Genomic DNA, 15,267 nt, shown 5'->3' on the forward strand with positions numbered 1-15,267 from the left:
CATGACGACCTTGGCTCATTTCGAAATGATAGCCAAGACAATTATTTAATCAAGCTATTTAGGGGATGTCGTACTAGTTGAAGTGAAAGTCACCGTAATTCCACGCGACGAGATCTTCAACGCGAATTCCCGCAAGCAGTGTTTTTTCACGATGCGCTGCCAAACTGGGCTCCTTGTCTGCCATGGTTTCGAGCAGCGAATAGTGCTGCGACGTCCCCATACTCTCGCCCGATCGCATTTGCCACGCGCGGCCACGGGTTCGACTAGTTGAAGACATCACCATTGGGGATATTGAACGATGCATTCGCGTTTGCATCGGCTTCGCACAGATGCACGATCTCGGCATAGCAAGCCGATATCCGTCGCACTCGCGCACATGGTATCGAGGAGAGGCGCATCGGGAGAAATACCGAGTATCCATACATTTTGTAGCGCGTCCCTACGCTCTCGCGCATATGAGCCAAGCCTTTGAACGATGCCATAAGCTGCACGTATAGGCGCTCTCAGAAAACAGTAGTTTTGTCCGCAGGGCTACGGTCCTACACTGCGCTCTATCGTATGGAGCCTATTCCGATGACCGAAACACAAAGCGCGCTGCCCGAAATTCGATTACTGATCGACGGTCAATGGGCCGACGGCGGCGACCGCATGGCAGTGCTGGACAAATACCGGCTCGTACCCGCAGCGAGCCTTCATGTTGCATCGCGTGAACAGGCGCGTGAGGCAGTGGAGGCGGCGCATCGAGCCTATATAACGTCCTCGCTGACGCCGCACGAACGCGGCGCGATTCTCGAGCGCGCCGCGGCATTGCTGGAGCGCGATACACCGCAGCTCATCGCCGCGTTGCAGACAGAAGGCGGCTTCACGCAGACGGACGCGCAAGGCGAGATCAAGCGCTGCTTGCAGACGTTCAAACTGTCGGGCGAAGAAGCGCGCCGTCTCGCGGGCGAGATGATTCCGCTCGATGGCGCGCCCCAGCAGAAAGGGCGCATCGGCTTCACGTTGCGGGTGCCGCTCGGTGTCGTTTGCGCGATCACGCCTTTCAATGCGCCGCTCAACACGGTCGCGCACAAGGTCGCGCCGGCCATCGCAGCGGGCAATGCCGTCGTGCTGAAGCCATCGACGCATACTCCGACGACTGGCAATATCATGGCCGCTTGCCTGATCGAAGCGGGCCTGCCTGCGGGACTCATCAACGTGGTGCACGGCGGCGCGGACGTCGCCAACTGGCTGATTGATGAACCCGACGTGCGCTTCTTCGCATTCACTGGCAGCACGGAAGTGGGCCGCTCCATTCAGCAGCGCGTGGGCTTGCGGCGCACGCAGATGGAGCTGGGCAGTATCGCGTTCACCATCGTCGATGACGACGCCAATCTCGATGCCGCGTTGCCCAAGATCGTCGCCGCCGGTTTCCGCAAGGCAGGGCAAGTATGTACGTCGATTCAAATGTTGTTGGTGCATCGCAAGCGCATCGGCGAAGTGGAGACGCGGTTGGCACAACTCGTGAGCGAACTGCGCTACGGCGATCCGCGCGATCCGGCGACGCTCGTCGGGCCGGTGATCAGCGTGGCATCGGCGGAGCGCATCGAGCGCTGGATCGACGACGCCGTGTCACGCGGCGCGCGCAGGCTTGCAGGCGGCACGCGCGAAGGCGCGGTGATTCCGCCGACTCTGCTCATCGACGTGAATGCGGATGCGCAGGTAAGCTGCAACGAAGTCTTCGGCCCGGTCATGTCGCTGGTGCCTTTCGATACGCTCGACGAAGCCATCGATCGGGTCAACGCCACGCCGTTCGGTCTGGCGACGGGACTGTTCACCAACCGCCTCGACGGCGCGTTCGAGGCTGCGCGCAGGCTGCATGTGGGCGGCGTGCACATTAATGAAACATCGAGTTCGCGAGTCGACCTGATGCCGTACGGCGGCAGCAAGGACTCCGGCTTCGGCCGTGAAGGCCCGCACTACGCGGTGCGGGAAATGAGCGAAGAACGCCTGATTACGCTGAGTACATGAAGGGGACGATGCAATGCCGATGATGAAAGGCGGTCGACTGATCGCCGAGACGCTGGTGAAAGAGAAAGTGCCGTACGTGTTCGGGATCTGCGGACACGGCAATGTCGGCATTCTCGATGCCCTCTACGACGTGCGCGACAAGCTGCAACTGATTTCGCCGCGCCACGAGCAGTGCGCGGGCCATATGGCCGATGCGTACTATCGCGTGAAGCATCGCCCCGTGGCGACCCTGACGTCAACCGGACCCGGCTCCGCCAACATGGTGATGTCGCTGGCAACCGCATTGTCGGACTCGTCGGCGTTCATGGCTATCACCGCGAACGTGCCCACTTCGCAGCACAATCGCGGGCCGTTTCAGGAGTTGTACAAGCACAATCAGGCGGATTTCGCGCAGGTCATGCGCCCCGTCGTGAAACGCGCATTCCAGCCGACACGTGTCGATATGCTGCCGCTCGCTCTGCGTCAGGCAATGGACACCATGGTCACCGGCCGTCCGGGCCCCGTGAATCTCGACATTCCTTATAACGTGTTCCAGGAAGAAGCGGACGTGCAACTGCCGCCCGCATCGCATCTGGACCGCCGGGTGCGGCCCGGTGCAAGCGATGCCGATATCGCCGCTGTCGTCGAACTGATGGCATCGGCACGCAAGCCGGTGCTTTTCATCGGCCACGGCGCGACGCTGGCCGAAGCCGGACCTGAGATCACCGAGTTGCAGCAGAAGCTGCGCATTCCAGTCATTACTTCGCCGAACGGCATGGGCGCGGTGCCAGCCAACGATGTGCTCACGCTCGGTTTCATCGGGCGCAATGGCGCATTTCCGGCGAATGAAGCGGGGCGTCACGCGGACCTCGTGCTAACCATCGGCACACGCTTCGACGATCGTTCATCGTCTAGCTGGCATCCCGGCTACTCGTGGAACTTCCCGACGACGAAGCTCGTGCATGTCGATATCGATCCCCAAGAGCTTGGCCGCAACTATGCGACGGATATCGGCATTGCGGCAGACGCGAAAGTGTTCACGCGGCAATTGCTGAACGCGCTTGATTCGCGCAACGATATCGCTACGAAACGCTACGCCGCGTGGGCCGACGAAGTGCAGGGCTGGGTGCGTCAGTGGGAAGCCTTCGTGCAGCCGCATTTCGGCGACTCAACCTCGCCGCTGCGGCCCGAATTCGTCGTCGGCACATTGCAGAAGACGCTGCCCGACGACCTGATCCTGTCGCTGGATTCCGGCGTGCATCACAACTGGTTCATGCAGTTCTGGAAACCGAAGCGCCCGCAAAGCATGCTTAATAGCTGGGGTTATTCGTCGATGGGCTTCGGCGTGTGCGGCATTCTCGGCGCGCAACTCGCGGCGCCGGACCGTCCCTGTGTCGCTGTCGTCGGCGACGGTGGCTTCACAATGACACCGTACGTCTTGTGTACCGCCGTCGAATACAACCTGCCGTGCGTGTGGGTCATCTGGAACAACTTTGCGTGGGGCGCGATCCGCGATTTGCAATATGGCTTGTTCGATGGCCGCGAGATCGGCACCGCGTTCTACAAAGGCCAGACCGGAGAGCGTTACAACCCGGACTTCGCGGCGTGGGCGCGCGCATGCGGCGCGGACGGCGTGACAGTGACGCGCCCCCAAGATCTGGGCGGCGCGATCGAGCAGGCGATTGCAAACCGGCGTCCGTGCGTGATCGACGTGCACGTCGATGCGGAAGTGCGCCCGCCATCGACCGGTACGTGGCAACTGCCGCCCATTCCCTATAAAGAGCCGATTTACGGCAAGCCGTTTATCGCATGACGGCCTGATACGAGAGAGCAGCAGCATCAAGGCTCCATGACGCCGCACATAAGCGATAAAAAATCGCGCGGCGTCTCCCTAGAAACAGGAGACACACATGACTTTCCGCACTCCGCGCGGACGGACAGGGCTTCGTTCATCCATCGCTTTTGCTTGCACAATGCCGCCGCTTTGACGGCATCGCGTGCACGAATCAGAGGTAATCATGTTCGAATCGCTCATATCCCAATCCGCCAACGGCCTCGTGCTGGGCTTTGTCTACGTGCTCATTGCCGTGGGGCTGTCCATCACATTCGGCTTGCTCGGCGTCATTAACTTCGCCCACGGTGCGTTCTTTGCGCTCGGGGCCTACGTCGCGTATCAGCTTTTTCAGATGTTCGGCTGGCCCGCCGTCATTTTTGCGCCGGTCGTCGTCGGCGTGATAGGGATGGTCGTTGAAGCCGTCGTCATTCGAAGGCTGTACGGCAAGGAGCCCTTGTCGAGCCTCATCGTCACCTTCGCGCTCGCCTTGCTGATTGAAGCGCTCATTCGCTTCTTCTGGGGCGCAGACGGCAAGCCGTTCAATCCGCCGATATTCCTCAACGGCATTGTTGAAGCGGGGCCGCTGCTGATCACGAAGTATCGCGTGGCGGTGCTTGTGGCGACGGTCGCCACGCTCGGCGGGCTCGCCGCGTTTCTCGCTTTCACGCCGTATGGCCGCATCCTGCGCGCCGGCAGCCGCGATCCGGAAATGGTCGAGTTGCTCGGCATCAATCTACCGCGCGTGCTGACGGGCGTGTTCGGTCTGGGCTGCGCGCTCGCGGCGATTGCTGGCGTGCTTGCCGCGCCGCTGTGGACCGTGTCTCCGTCGATGTCCGCCAACGCGATCATGCCAGCGTTCGTTGTGGTGGCGATCGGCGGGCTGGGCTCTTTTCTCGGCGCGGTGGTGGCGGGGCTGGCGGTCGGTATCGTCACCTCCATCACGATTCAATTTCAACCTGATGCAGCCGCTGCATCTATGTACGCGCTGATGTTCCTCGTGATGCTGTTGCGTCCGCGCGGTCTGTTCGGTGAACAATGGGAGCGCTTCGAATGAACCTGCGCACACATACTGTCTCCGCTGATAACGCGTCGTCCCACAGCGCTCAAGTCGCGAAGATTCGGCCGATGCGTCATCCGATCTTGCTGATGGCCCTCGTGCTCATCGCTATATCGGGCGTGTCGCTGGCCCTCGGCATGCCGATCGACCGCATCACGCAGATTGCGATTTATACGCTGTACGCGATGGGCACGAATTTTCTCATCGGCTATCTGGGGCTCGTGCCGTTCGGTGCGTCGTTCTTCTTCGGTTGTTCGAGCTATGCGCTGGCAATCGGATTCGGCGCATACGGCGGCAACGAGATCGGCGGCGTGCTCGTCGCGGGCGTGTTCTCCTTGCTGCTCGCGTTCGTGATCGGCGCGTTGATCTTGCGACGCAAGGGCTTGTACTTCTCGCTGCTGACGCTCGCATGCTCGCAGATCGCGTTCGAAGTCGCATACAAGTGGACGACGGTCACGGGCGGCGAAAACGGCCTGCAGAACATCGCGCGTCCGCTGTTTCCTTCGGCGCTGTCGTTTCATGTTTTCACGCTTGTCGTGGTGCTCGCGCTGTCGTGGATGCTGTGGCGCGTGGCGCACGCGCCGTTCGGCCGTCTGATGCAGGCACTGCGCGACAACGAACAGCGCGTGACGAGCCTCGGCTACGACGTCTATTCGACGCGGCTGATCGCGCTCGTGATGGCAGGCGGAACTATTGGCGTGGCGGGCGGGTTGATGGCGCTGCTGCTACAAGGCGTGTACGCCAACAACCTTAACTGGGCGCACGCGGGCGATCCGGTGCTGATGTCCGTGCTCGGTGGCGTGCATCAGTTCCTCGGGCCGCTGTGGGGCGCGATTACGTTCATCATCCTTGAAGACCGGCTAAGCGCGATCACGGAGAACTGGTGGCTGTTCTTTGCGCCGGTGATCATCATCATGGCGCTGCTGTCGCCGGAAGGCATTCAGGGCTTTCTGCGCCGCTTTGGCAAGCGCTCGCCGTGGACGCTCACGCGCGACACCATTCCGGCGCGTCCGGCGCGCATTACGCCGTATCGTCCCGCGGATGCCGGTGGCGATGTCGCAAAGCCCGTATTGTCCGTCGATGGTCTCTCGAAGCGCTTCGGTTCCATCGTCACGCAGGACGGCATTTCGCTTGAAGTGAAGCGTAACCAGTTGCACAGCTTCATCGGGCCGAACGGGGCGGGCAAGACGACGTTCTTCAATATTCTGACGGGCTTCATCTTGCCCGATGGCGGGCGCATCGTTTTCGAAGGCAAGGACATTACGCGGATGCAGGCGCACAAGCGCGCACGTCTGGGTCTGGCGCGCTCGTTCCAGATTCTCAGCGTGTTCCCCAATCTGTCGGCGTTCGAGAACGTGCGGATCGCGGTGCAGGCCTCGCGCGAGCAATGGCGCGGCTTCTGGCGCGATGCCTACACGAACGACGAGGCCAACGAGCGCGTTTGGTCTTTGCTCGATGCGGTCGGTCTCGCGGACCGCGCCGCCGATATGTGCGCGGAACTTTCGCACGGAGAAATGCGCCTGCTGGAAATCGCCATGACGCTCGCTACCAGCGCGAAGCTGCTGCTGCTGGATGAACCGCTCGCGGGCCTGGCGGAATCGGACCGGAAAGTGGTGGCGGCGCTGATCCGGCGGCTGGCGGCATCGCATGCGGTGCTGCTGATCGAACATGATATCGACCGCGTGCTGGCGATGTCGGATCGCATCACGGTGCTGCATCAGGGACGTTTGATCGCGGACGGCCTGCCCGCCGATGTCGCGCGCAATCCTCAAGTGGTCAGTGCCTATCTCGGCGATGCCGGCGCGCATGCCGTGGTCGAAGTCGCAGGCGCTGCAAACGATGCGAAGGAAGCCAGCCCCGCAGGCCGCGTCCTTTTGAAACTGGAGAATGTCAGCGCAGGCTACGGCGGCGGCACAGTGCTGGAAAGCGTCGATCTGACCGTTAACGCGGGCGAAGTGGTGGCGCTGCTCGGCCGCAACGGCGTTGGCAAGACGACGATGCTGCGCACGATCACCGGGACCGTTCACCCCAGTGCGGGCCGCGTGGTCTTCGATGGCAACGACGTCAGCACCATGCGCCCCGATCTCATCAATCGTCTGGGTGTGTCGCTCGTGCCGGAAGGACGCCGCCTGTTCCCGAACCTGACCGTGCAGGACAACCTCAAGCTTGGCGCACGCGCGGGCGGCGCACCGCTCGACGAGATTTGCGACCTGTTCCCGAAACTGCGTGTGCTGATGCGTTCACGCGCCGCCAACCTGTCGGGCGGCGAGCGTCAGATGGTGGCGATCGCGCGGGCATTGATGGTGCCAAGCCGCCTGATCTTGCTCGATGAACCGTTCGAGGGTCTCGCGCCCGCCGTCGTGCACGAAGTGCGCGAAGCGGTGAAGAAGATCACGACGCGCGCGAGTCTGGTCATTGTCGAGCATCACGCGGAATCGGTGCTGAACATGGCGAATCGCGCGTACGTGCTGGTGAACGGCCGGGTCGCATTTGGTGGCGAAGCAAGCGTGCTGGCCGCCGACACCGCGCTGCAGGAACGCCTGCTGGGCGTGAGCGCAGGCGACACAGAGGAACTTCTGGCCAAGAGAACAGCATGACGCAACGGCTCAATAACCCGATCGGCGTCAATACATACAGTTATCTGTGGACGACGCCCGCGCCCGAATGCGTGATGCAGCTCGCGGAAACCGGTTACCGCGAATTCGAGTTGCTCTTGAGTCCGCCACATCTTCCGCTCGATGCATTCACCGCTGATGACCGTAAGCGCTTCGCCGCAGCATGCGCGAGAGAAGGCGTGACGATCCGCTCGCTGAACGTTCCGAGTCTCGATCACAACCTCGCGTCCTCCATGCGCCGCATGCGCGAATACTCAGTGCAGGTGTTCATCGACTCGATAGATCTCGCCGCCGATCTGGACGCGACCTATCTCGTCATCGTGCCGGGACGCATGAGTCCGCTGTTGCCACCGACGCAAGCATTACGCGAAGCATGGATGCGCGAGGGGCTCGATCCGCTCGTTGCGCACGCAAAGAAGCGCGGCGTGAAGCTCGTCTTGGAGAACGTGCCGTTCGCATCGTTCCCAGATGCGAAGACGCTGGGCGCGTTCGTGCGCAGCTATGCAGCGCCGGAGCTGTCAGTTTGCTATGACGCAGCGAATGCGTATTTCATCGGCGAATCGCCCGCGGAAGGACTGCGCTCGCTCGGCGAACTCGTCAGTCTCGTTCACCTCTCCGATACCACGCAACAGGTCTGGCGCCACGACGAAATCGGCCTAGGCGATGTGCCTTTCGCCGATGTGCGCGCCGCGCTCGACGACATTCAATACAAGGGAACCTGCATGCTCGAAATCATTTCATCCGAACCGGAAGCGGCCATTGTGCGCAGCCATCGCGCGATCGAAGCGCTCGGCTTTTCATCGCTTGAAGAGCAGGAGCAGCGCGCATGAGCCGCATTCTCGTGACCGGCGCGGGCGGTTTGCTGGGTCGCTTCGTCGTAGATGAACTGCTTCAGCACGGCTACGACGTGCGCGGCTTCGACCGCCAGGCGGGCAAGGCAGATATCGAATGGACCGTCGCCGACGTCACCGATGCCGAAGCCGTCAGGCGCGCAATGCAAGGCATATATGCCGTGCTGCATATGGCGGCGGTGCCGAACATCTGGTCCGGAGACGGCGCAACGATCATGCGCGTGAACGTGCAAGGCACCTACACCGTATTCAATGCGGCCGAAGCCGAAGGCATTCGACGCGTAGTGTTTTGCTCCAGCGACTCGGTCGCGGGATACACAGTGCGCGAAGGCAAGATGCCGCCGCCGCTATACGCGCCGCTCGACCTCGACCATCCGTTGCAGGCTACTGATCCGTATGCGGTGAGCAAGGTGCTCGGCGAAGACCTCGCGCGTGCTTATTCTATGCGCGGCATGTCGGTGCTCGCGCTGCGCACGGTGTTCGTCGCGTATCCAGAGATGGAAGGCGAGATCGTCGCGCGCGCCAAGGATCCGACGAACTACACGGCGCCCGCGGTCGGCGGACCATCGACGGCGGGCGGCGGGCCACTGCATCACCATATCGATGCACGCGATCTGGCGCGCGCCTTCCGCCTCGCACTCGAACTGCCGATGCAGGCCGGCGAATTCGATTGTTTCTATTTGTCGTCGAGCGTGACGCTCGCGCCCGAGCCGACCATCGATCGCATCAAACGCATGCACGGCCATGCCGTCGAAATACGCGATCCCGACTACTACTGCCGCAATCCGTTTGCGCCGCTCTACGACCTGACGCATGCGAAGGAACGTCTGGGCTTCGTGCCCGAGTACGACTTGCGGCATTTACTTACCGGTCTTCCCGGTTTCGAGAACTGATATGGCGACCATCATCCCCACAGAAACGCACTTCAAGAACGCGGCGAAAGAAAAGCAGGCCGTGACGCGCAATCTTGCTGAACTGCGCTGGATTCAATACCCCGGTCACTTCGAGCAGGCGTTGTCGAAGGCGATCGTGACACCGGACACCACGGGCAGCCGGTTCTTCGACCATCGCATCTCGTGCTACGAGCCGGGCGCGTACGTCCAAATGCATTCGCACAAGGTACAGGAGCAGATCTATCACGTGCTGTCGGGCGAAGGCGTGTTGACCGTCGACGGAGAACGCCGTCTCGTGCGTGCCAACGACGTGACGTACATTCCGCCGGGCGTCGAACATGATTTTCATTGTACCGGCACCGACACGCTGGTGTTTCTCGTCATCACCAGCCCGCCGACGGACGAAGAACCGACACCACGTTGAATTTAGAAAGGATGTTAAATGAAGAAGATTCTTGTCACAGGTGCAAGCGGTTGGCTCGGTGCTGAAATCGTGAAGACGCTGGTCGCCAGGGGCGATGCCGTGATCGCGACGGACATCGTTGTCGGCCCGGCGTTGCACGCGTTGGCATCGCGTCACAGGGAACAGGTCACGCCCGTTGCAGCCGATCTGTGCGAATGGCCGCAGGTGTTACGTCTGTTCAGCGAGCATCATCCGGACGCCGTCGTTCATGCTGCCGCGATCGTCGGCGTCATGCAGTGCGCTGAGATCCCGCTGAAAGCCAACCGCGTCAATGTGGAGGGCTCGATCAATCTCTTTGAAGCAATGCGCCTGTCCGGCGCGAAGCGCGTCGTTCACGTGAGCACGGAAGAGACGTATGGCGATTTTCTAACGGCGGTCGTGGACGAGGAACACCCGCAAAAGCCGGTGAGCGTGTATGGCGCGACGAAACTCGCTGTCGAACATTTCGGCCGTGCGTATTCGCACGATCACGGGCTGGAATGCATCAACGTGCGGACCTGCTGGGTGTATGGGCCGCATCTGCCGCGTCTGCGCGTGCCGCGTACTTTCGTCGAAGCGGCATTGCGCGGTGAGGCGCACCATCTCGATGACGGCGCAGATCTCGCAGTAGATCAGGTCTATATCGCGGATACGGTTGCGGGCATTCTCCTCGCGCTCGATAAAGAAAACCATCGCTACGAGAGCTACAACGTAGCGACGGGCGTTGCCCCGACCATCGCCGATGTGGCCGAAGCCGTGAACCGTGCGATTCCTGGCGCGCGTATCAGCGTCGGCAGCCGCGGGCCATACAGGCATGGCGGCGCGGTGCTGAGCGCGACCAAGGGCGCACTCGATATCACGCGGGCGCGCACCGAACTCGGCTACGAGCCGAAATACGACTTGCAGCGCGGCATCGAAGCGACCATTGAAGAAACGCGCAAAGTAATAGGAGAACAGCGATGAAACCTTTGACTCTCGTATTCGGCGGATCGCGCGGCATCGGCGCGGCGTGTGTCGACGCCCTTCTGAAGAGCGGGTCGGACGTCGCGTTGACTTATACGAGTGAAGCGGTGACGCTCGATGGCGCAAGTGCCTACGCCGTCGATATCCGCGACGCAGGCGCCGTCGATAAGGTCTTCGAACGCGTGAAGGAACACTTCGGACGCAGTGTCAATGCAGTGGTCGCCAATGCAGGCATCAACGTGCCGCCCGCGCCGGTCGCACAATTTACGGATGAGGCGTTTCGCAGTCTCGTCGAGGTGAATGTCGTCGGCGCGTTCAATGTGCTGCGTGCAGCGGCGCGTGAAGTGACGGACGGCGGCGCGATCGTCGCGCTGACTACGTCGCTCGTGCGGCATGCGGTCCCGGGTGTCGGGCCGTATAGCGCGTCGAAGGCTGCCGTCGAATGTCTGGTGCGTTCCATGTCGAAGGAACTCGCTGCACGCCAGATTCGAGTGAACGCAGTCGCGCCCGGTCCTGTCGATACTGACCTGTTCCGCGCAGGCAAGACCGACGAAGCCAAAGCGCGCTCCGCCGCGATGAGCCCGTTGAACCGCATCGGCCAGCCGCATGAAGTGGCGGAGGTCGTTGCGTTCCTGCTGTCCGACAAGGCGTCCTGGGTCGATGGACAAGTCGTGCAGACCAACGGCGGCCTGATCTGACATGCTGACACGCAATCGTGTTAATCCGCGCGCTGACGAGACCGTCGATGTGCTCGTCGTCGGCGGTGGCGGCGCGGGGCTCGCTGCAGCGATCGAAGCCGCAGAGGCGGGCGCGCGTACCGTGCTTCTGGAAAAAAACGACGCGCCCGGTGGATCGACATCGTGGTCGATCGGCTCGGTCAGTGCTTCGCAGACGCCGCATCAACGGGCGCAAGGCATCGACGATACGCCCCTGGCGCACTGGGAAGATATGCCCGGTTTCGCGGGCGATCTTGCGCCGCGAGACAACGACGCACTGCGCCGCATTCTCTGCGATGCGATGCCCAGCACCTTCCAATGGCTGCTAGACAGCGGCGTGCGCTTCATGGGACCTATGCCGGAACCGCCGCATCGCGTGCCGCGCATGCATAACGTGCTGCCGAATTCGCGCTCGTTCATCTATCACCTGACGCGGCGCGCGAAGCGTGCGGGCGTGGATATGCGCGTGCGTGCGTGCGTGACCAAGCTCGTGCGCGAAGGCGATGCTGTTCGTGGCGTGATGTTCGAACAGGAAGGCACAACTAAGCGTATCGATGCGAAGGGCGGCGTGATCCTCGCCGCAGGCGATTTCACCAACAGTCCCGAACTGAAAGCGCGCTTCATGGGCCAGCAGGAAGCGAAAGTGTCCGCTGTCAACGTGACGGCCACAGGCGACGGTCAGCGCATGGCTGAAGAGTTGGGCGCACGAATCGTCAATGGTGATCTCGCGCTGGGTCCGGAGATACGGTTCATCGCGCCCGCGAAAGAGAATTTCGTGCGGCGGCTGCCGCCGTGGCGCACGCTCGCCGCCGTCATGCAATGGTCGATGAAGCATCTGCCCGACGCGATCCTACGCCCGTTTCTGATGAAGTTCCTAACGACCGCGTTAGCGCCATCTCTTACGTTGTTTGACGCCGGCGCGATTCTCGTCAACGCACGTGGCGAGCGGTTCGGCGATGAAACCGACCGGCCCGCGTATCGTTTGCCGGATCAGCCGGAGGGCGTGGGCTATATCGTGATCGATGCGCGCATCGCGAAGCGCTATGCCGCGTGGCCGCATTTCATCTCGACAGCGCCAGGCGTCGCGTATGCGTATCTCGAGGATTACAAGCGTAATCGGCCGGATGTATATCATGAGGCGGAGTCCGTGGAAAGGCTGGCTGCTGTCACCGGCATGAATGCTCAAGCGCTGGCTGCGAGCATTGGTTCCGCGAAAGCGCTCTCACAAGCGCCGTTCGTCGCGCTCGGGCCGGTACGGGCGGTATTCGTGCATGCGGAAGGCGGCTTAAAGGTCGATGAACAACATCGCGTACTCGATGCCAACCATTCGCCGATTGCGGGCCTGCGTGCCGCCGGATCGACGGGGCAGGGCGGCTTGCTGCTGAAAGGCCACGGCCATCATCTGGCGTGGGCTTTTGCATCGGGACGACGTGCCGGGCGGTTCGCGGCGCAAGCCGCACGCGATGGCGTCACTAAAGAAAAATCCATCGCATGAGCAAGATGAAGAAACAATTAGGCTTCGTGATGCGTCGCTTCGTCATCGAATTCGGGGTCGGTGTTGTTCAGCTCGGGCACTTCACCCGGCGCAATCAAACGTACGCCTTGCCATGCATCGGTTTCGATCAGCACGCGCGTGATGTACTTCAACTCGTCACGCACGATCGCCGCTGCGTGCGACAGCTTCTCCGGCGCGAGTGCGTACAGGTAATTGCGCCGCACCATCTGCGCATCCGAAATGCGCACGCAGCGCCATTGTTCCGGCGCATTCTGCAACGCATAGACGGCCGCCATCGGCTTGATCGTCACGCCGATGCGATCCGCCACGCAACGCATCAAGAGCGGCAGGGAATCGATTTCCGCGACGGCGTCGACGGTCAGATTCACCCGGTCGAATTCCAGCGTGATGCGGCGGCGCAACCCGTGTCCGGGACTCGGCAGAATGAGGGGAAGCTTCGCCAGTTCGGCCAGTGTGATGTCGCGCCGGTTCAACGGATGCATCGTGCTGTCATGCGGCAGGATCATGAACAACTCTTCCTCCAGCAGCGCTTCGACCGTCAGATCGAGCGCGGCGGTCGTGCTGAAGAGAATCGCGAGATCGAGTTCGCCGAGCCGCGTCATGTGTTCGAGATGCCCGGACAGCGCCTCGACGACGTTCAGCGTGATGCCCGGATATTTTGCATTCAGATGCTTGATGAGCGGCAGGCCGATGGCGCAAACGGTCGTCGGCGCCATGCCCAGATTCACGCGGCCGCTGACGTTGGAATGATCTCGCCGCGCCACAGACACGGCCTGATCGAGCTGGCGCAGAATGAAGCGCGCGTGATGATAAAGCGCCTCGCCGTTGTCGGTCGGCTTCACGCCACGCGACGAGCGCACGAGCAGCGGCTTGCCGACTTCGTCTTCGAGCCGCGTCATCTGCTGACTGAGCGCAGGCTGCGCGATGAACAGTTGCCGCGAGGCTTTCGACAAGCTACCGCTCTCGACGATCTGCACGAAGTACTTCAATTGACGCATGTCCATGTATGACCCCTGGGCGGCGCGAACCGCGCACCGCTTGTCTCCTTTATTGGACGTAACCCATGTCGATTGCAAGCGAGGCTTTTGCAAGTGAGGATGAGGCAGCGTTGCCAATCGAACTGCGGCAACTGCGTTATTTCGTCCGGGCGGTTGAGCTAGGCAGTATAAGACGGGCTGCTGCGGAATTGGGAATTGCAACGGGCGCCTTCACACACGACCTGGATCGACTGGAAGCGCAACTCGCGACGCAACTCTTTCGTCGCACGCGCAACGGCCTGATTCCGACCGATGCCGGTTTTGCCTTTCTGCGTCACGCGCAACTCACCTTGCAGCATGCCGTCGATGCCGTGGAGGCAGCGCGCCGCCAGCGTCTCGTCGGGCACGTCAGTGTCGGTCTGCCGCCCAGCACCGCGGCGGTGCTAGGCGTGCCTTTCCTTTCCGCGATGCGCGAGCGCCACCCCGAATTATGCGTGCATCTGGTCGAGGCGCTGTCCGGTCATCTGGCAGCCATGCTCGATGCGCGCCAGCTCGATCTCGCACTGGTCGCACGCACTAACGCGACGCGGCGCTGGCGTCTGTCACCGCTGATCGACGAGCGCGTCTATCTGATCGGCCGCGAAGGCATGCCGGGCTTTCCGCAGACGGACACCGTAAGTCTTGCCGAGATAGGCGGCTTGCCACTGGTGATGCCGAGCGGATCGCACGGTCTGCGTTCGCTGCTCGATCTGGCGTTCAGGCGCGCAGGGGTGCGCCCGAACGTCGTATTTGAAATCGACGGACTCGCCTTGCTGATGGATGCCGTGTGCTCGGGACTTGGCGCGACGCTGCAACCGGGCAGCGTCGCGAGCCGCGAGCCGGGGCGTAGTCTTCGCGCGCTGTTAATCGCGGATAACGATGCACGCCGCCTGACAATGATTGCGTCTCAGGGCGTCGACGACCTTTCACCGGCGGCGCTGGCGGCGCGCGTGGTCATCCACGATGTCGCGCGCGAGCTGACGCAGGCCGGGCGTTGGCTCGGCACCACGAATCACGAACTGAACGCAGGGTACGAAGAAACCTGAACGACATGCTTGTAGACGGAGGTGGCATTGCCGCACTTGTATGCTGCGTTGACGGCGCTTGAGGCGGGCGCGAGCGTGCTCATTCTGGAAGCCGCGCCGCGAGATTGGCGCGGCGGAAACGAGATGCAACGGACAATCTGCGCTGCACGCGGGACCCACACTATCCGATCGATGTGCAAAATCGACCGGGCACATAAACCGACGGATGCCTGCTGTGTTGCCCCGACGATCCGTAGCTTTGCCAAACGCAAAGTCCCGTCCGTATCGATTTTCGAGCAGTTCCAGGTTTCCCCGTAGCACCTGCAGGACGTTATTGAAATCGTGTGCCA

At 61.9% G+C, this 15,267-nt stretch carries 12 protein-coding genes; 11 read left to right on the plus strand and 1 reads right to left on the minus strand.

Annotated features, from left to right (window positions below; translation table 11 throughout):
- The first annotated feature begins 573 nt into the window (after positions 1 to 573).
- From NCT05_RS36255 to NCT05_RS36300, 10 genes are all read left to right on the plus strand, one after another.
- Positions 574 to 2,010, plus strand: coding sequence for an aldehyde dehydrogenase family protein (locus NCT05_RS36255; RefSeq protein ID WP_250504716.1), 1,437 nt, complete (start codon positions 574 to 576; stop codon positions 2,008 to 2,010).
- 13 nt (positions 2,011 to 2,023) lie between these two features.
- Positions 2,024 to 3,802 (plus strand): thiamine pyrophosphate-binding protein, encoded by a 1,779-nt coding sequence (locus NCT05_RS36260; RefSeq protein ID WP_250504717.1) that lies wholly within the window; start codon positions 2,024 to 2,026, stop codon positions 3,800 to 3,802.
- Positions 3,803 to 4,007: 205 nt separating this feature from the next.
- Positions 4,008 to 4,877, plus strand: coding sequence for a branched-chain amino acid ABC transporter permease (locus NCT05_RS36265; RefSeq protein WP_250504718.1), 870 nt, complete (start codon positions 4,008 to 4,010; stop codon positions 4,875 to 4,877).
- Positions 4,878 to 4,948: 71 nt separating this feature from the next.
- Entirely contained in the window at positions 4,949 to 7,477 is a 2,529-nt protein-coding gene (locus tag NCT05_RS36270; protein WP_250504719.1) for a branched-chain amino acid ABC transporter ATP-binding protein/permease, read from the plus strand.
- Positions 7,474 to 8,325 (plus strand): sugar phosphate isomerase/epimerase family protein, encoded by an 852-nt coding sequence (locus NCT05_RS36275; protein WP_250504720.1) that lies wholly within the window; start codon positions 7,474 to 7,476, stop codon positions 8,323 to 8,325. The genes NCT05_RS36270 and NCT05_RS36275 overlap by 4 nt, the downstream gene beginning before the upstream one ends.
- A complete protein-coding gene (locus NCT05_RS36280; RefSeq protein WP_250504721.1) occupies positions 8,322 to 9,239 on the plus strand; it encodes an NAD-dependent epimerase/dehydratase family protein in 918 nt (305 codons plus the stop codon). The genes NCT05_RS36275 and NCT05_RS36280 overlap by 4 nt, the downstream gene beginning before the upstream one ends.
- A gap of 1 nt (position 9,240) precedes the next feature.
- On the plus strand, positions 9,241 to 9,663 hold the full coding sequence (locus NCT05_RS36285) for a cupin domain-containing protein (protein ID WP_250504722.1): 423 nt from the start codon (positions 9,241 to 9,243) through the stop codon (positions 9,661 to 9,663).
- Positions 9,664 to 9,681: 18 nt separating this feature from the next.
- On the plus strand, positions 9,682 to 10,644 hold the full coding sequence (locus tag NCT05_RS36290; RefSeq protein WP_250504723.1) for an NAD-dependent epimerase/dehydratase family protein: 963 nt from the start codon (positions 9,682 to 9,684) through the stop codon (positions 10,642 to 10,644).
- A complete protein-coding gene (locus NCT05_RS36295; RefSeq protein ID WP_250504724.1) occupies positions 10,641 to 11,342 on the plus strand; it encodes an SDR family oxidoreductase in 702 nt (233 codons plus the stop codon). Before NCT05_RS36290 ends, NCT05_RS36295 begins: the two co-directional genes overlap by 4 nt.
- Before the next feature lies 1 nt (position 11,343).
- Positions 11,344 to 12,855 carry an FAD-dependent oxidoreductase gene (locus NCT05_RS36300; RefSeq protein ID WP_250504725.1) on the plus strand — a complete coding sequence of 504 codons (1,512 nt, stop codon included), beginning with the start codon at positions 11,344 to 11,346 and terminating at the stop codon, positions 12,853 to 12,855.
- 17 nt (positions 12,856 to 12,872) lie between these two features.
- Here NCT05_RS36300 and NCT05_RS36305 read toward each other — a convergent pair whose 3' ends face one another.
- Positions 12,873 to 13,880 carry a LysR substrate-binding domain-containing protein gene (locus tag NCT05_RS36305; protein ID WP_250504726.1) on the minus strand — a complete coding sequence of 336 codons (1,008 nt, stop codon included), beginning with the start codon at positions 13,878 to 13,880 and terminating at the stop codon, positions 12,873 to 12,875.
- A 110-nt stretch (positions 13,881 to 13,990) separates the two neighbouring features.
- Here NCT05_RS36305 and NCT05_RS36310 point away from each other — a divergent pair, with 110 nt between their 5' ends.
- Positions 13,991 to 14,938, plus strand: coding sequence for a LysR family transcriptional regulator (locus NCT05_RS36310; protein WP_250504727.1), 948 nt, complete (start codon positions 13,991 to 13,993; stop codon positions 14,936 to 14,938).
- Positions 14,939 to 15,267 lie beyond the last annotated feature (329 nt).

The sequence above is a fragment of the Caballeronia sp. AZ7_KS35 genome, assembly GCF_023631045.1.
GTDB classification, from domain to species: Bacteria; Pseudomonadota; Gammaproteobacteria; order Burkholderiales; family Burkholderiaceae; genus Caballeronia; species Caballeronia zhejiangensis.

Bases quoted from the DNA above. Each gene is read 5' to 3' on its own strand.
- NCT05_RS36255 (WP_250504716.1), top strand. From the start codon at position 574: ATGACCGAAACACAAAGCGCGCTGCCCGAAATTCGATTACTGATCGAC.
- NCT05_RS36260 (WP_250504717.1), top strand. From the start codon at position 2,024: ATGCCGATGATGAAAGGCGGTCGACTGATCGCCGAGACGCTGGTGAAA.
- NCT05_RS36265 (WP_250504718.1), top strand. From the start codon at position 4,008: ATGTTCGAATCGCTCATATCCCAATCCGCCAACGGCCTCGTGCTGGGC.
- NCT05_RS36270 (WP_250504719.1), top strand. From the start codon at position 4,949: ATGCGTCATCCGATCTTGCTGATGGCCCTCGTGCTCATCGCTATATCG.
- NCT05_RS36275 (WP_250504720.1), top strand. From the start codon at position 7,474: ATGACGCAACGGCTCAATAACCCGATCGGCGTCAATACATACAGTTAT.
- NCT05_RS36280 (WP_250504721.1), top strand. From the start codon at position 8,322: ATGAGCCGCATTCTCGTGACCGGCGCGGGCGGTTTGCTGGGTCGCTTC.
- NCT05_RS36285 (WP_250504722.1), top strand. From the start codon at position 9,241: ATGGCGACCATCATCCCCACAGAAACGCACTTCAAGAACGCGGCGAAA.
- NCT05_RS36290 (WP_250504723.1), top strand. From the start codon at position 9,682: ATGAAGAAGATTCTTGTCACAGGTGCAAGCGGTTGGCTCGGTGCTGAA.
- NCT05_RS36295 (WP_250504724.1), top strand. From the start codon at position 10,641: ATGAAACCTTTGACTCTCGTATTCGGCGGATCGCGCGGCATCGGCGCG.
- NCT05_RS36300 (WP_250504725.1), top strand. From the start codon at position 11,344: ATGCTGACACGCAATCGTGTTAATCCGCGCGCTGACGAGACCGTCGAT.
- NCT05_RS36305 (WP_250504726.1), bottom strand. From the start codon at position 13,880: ATGGACATGCGTCAATTGAAGTACTTCGTGCAGATCGTCGAGAGCGGT.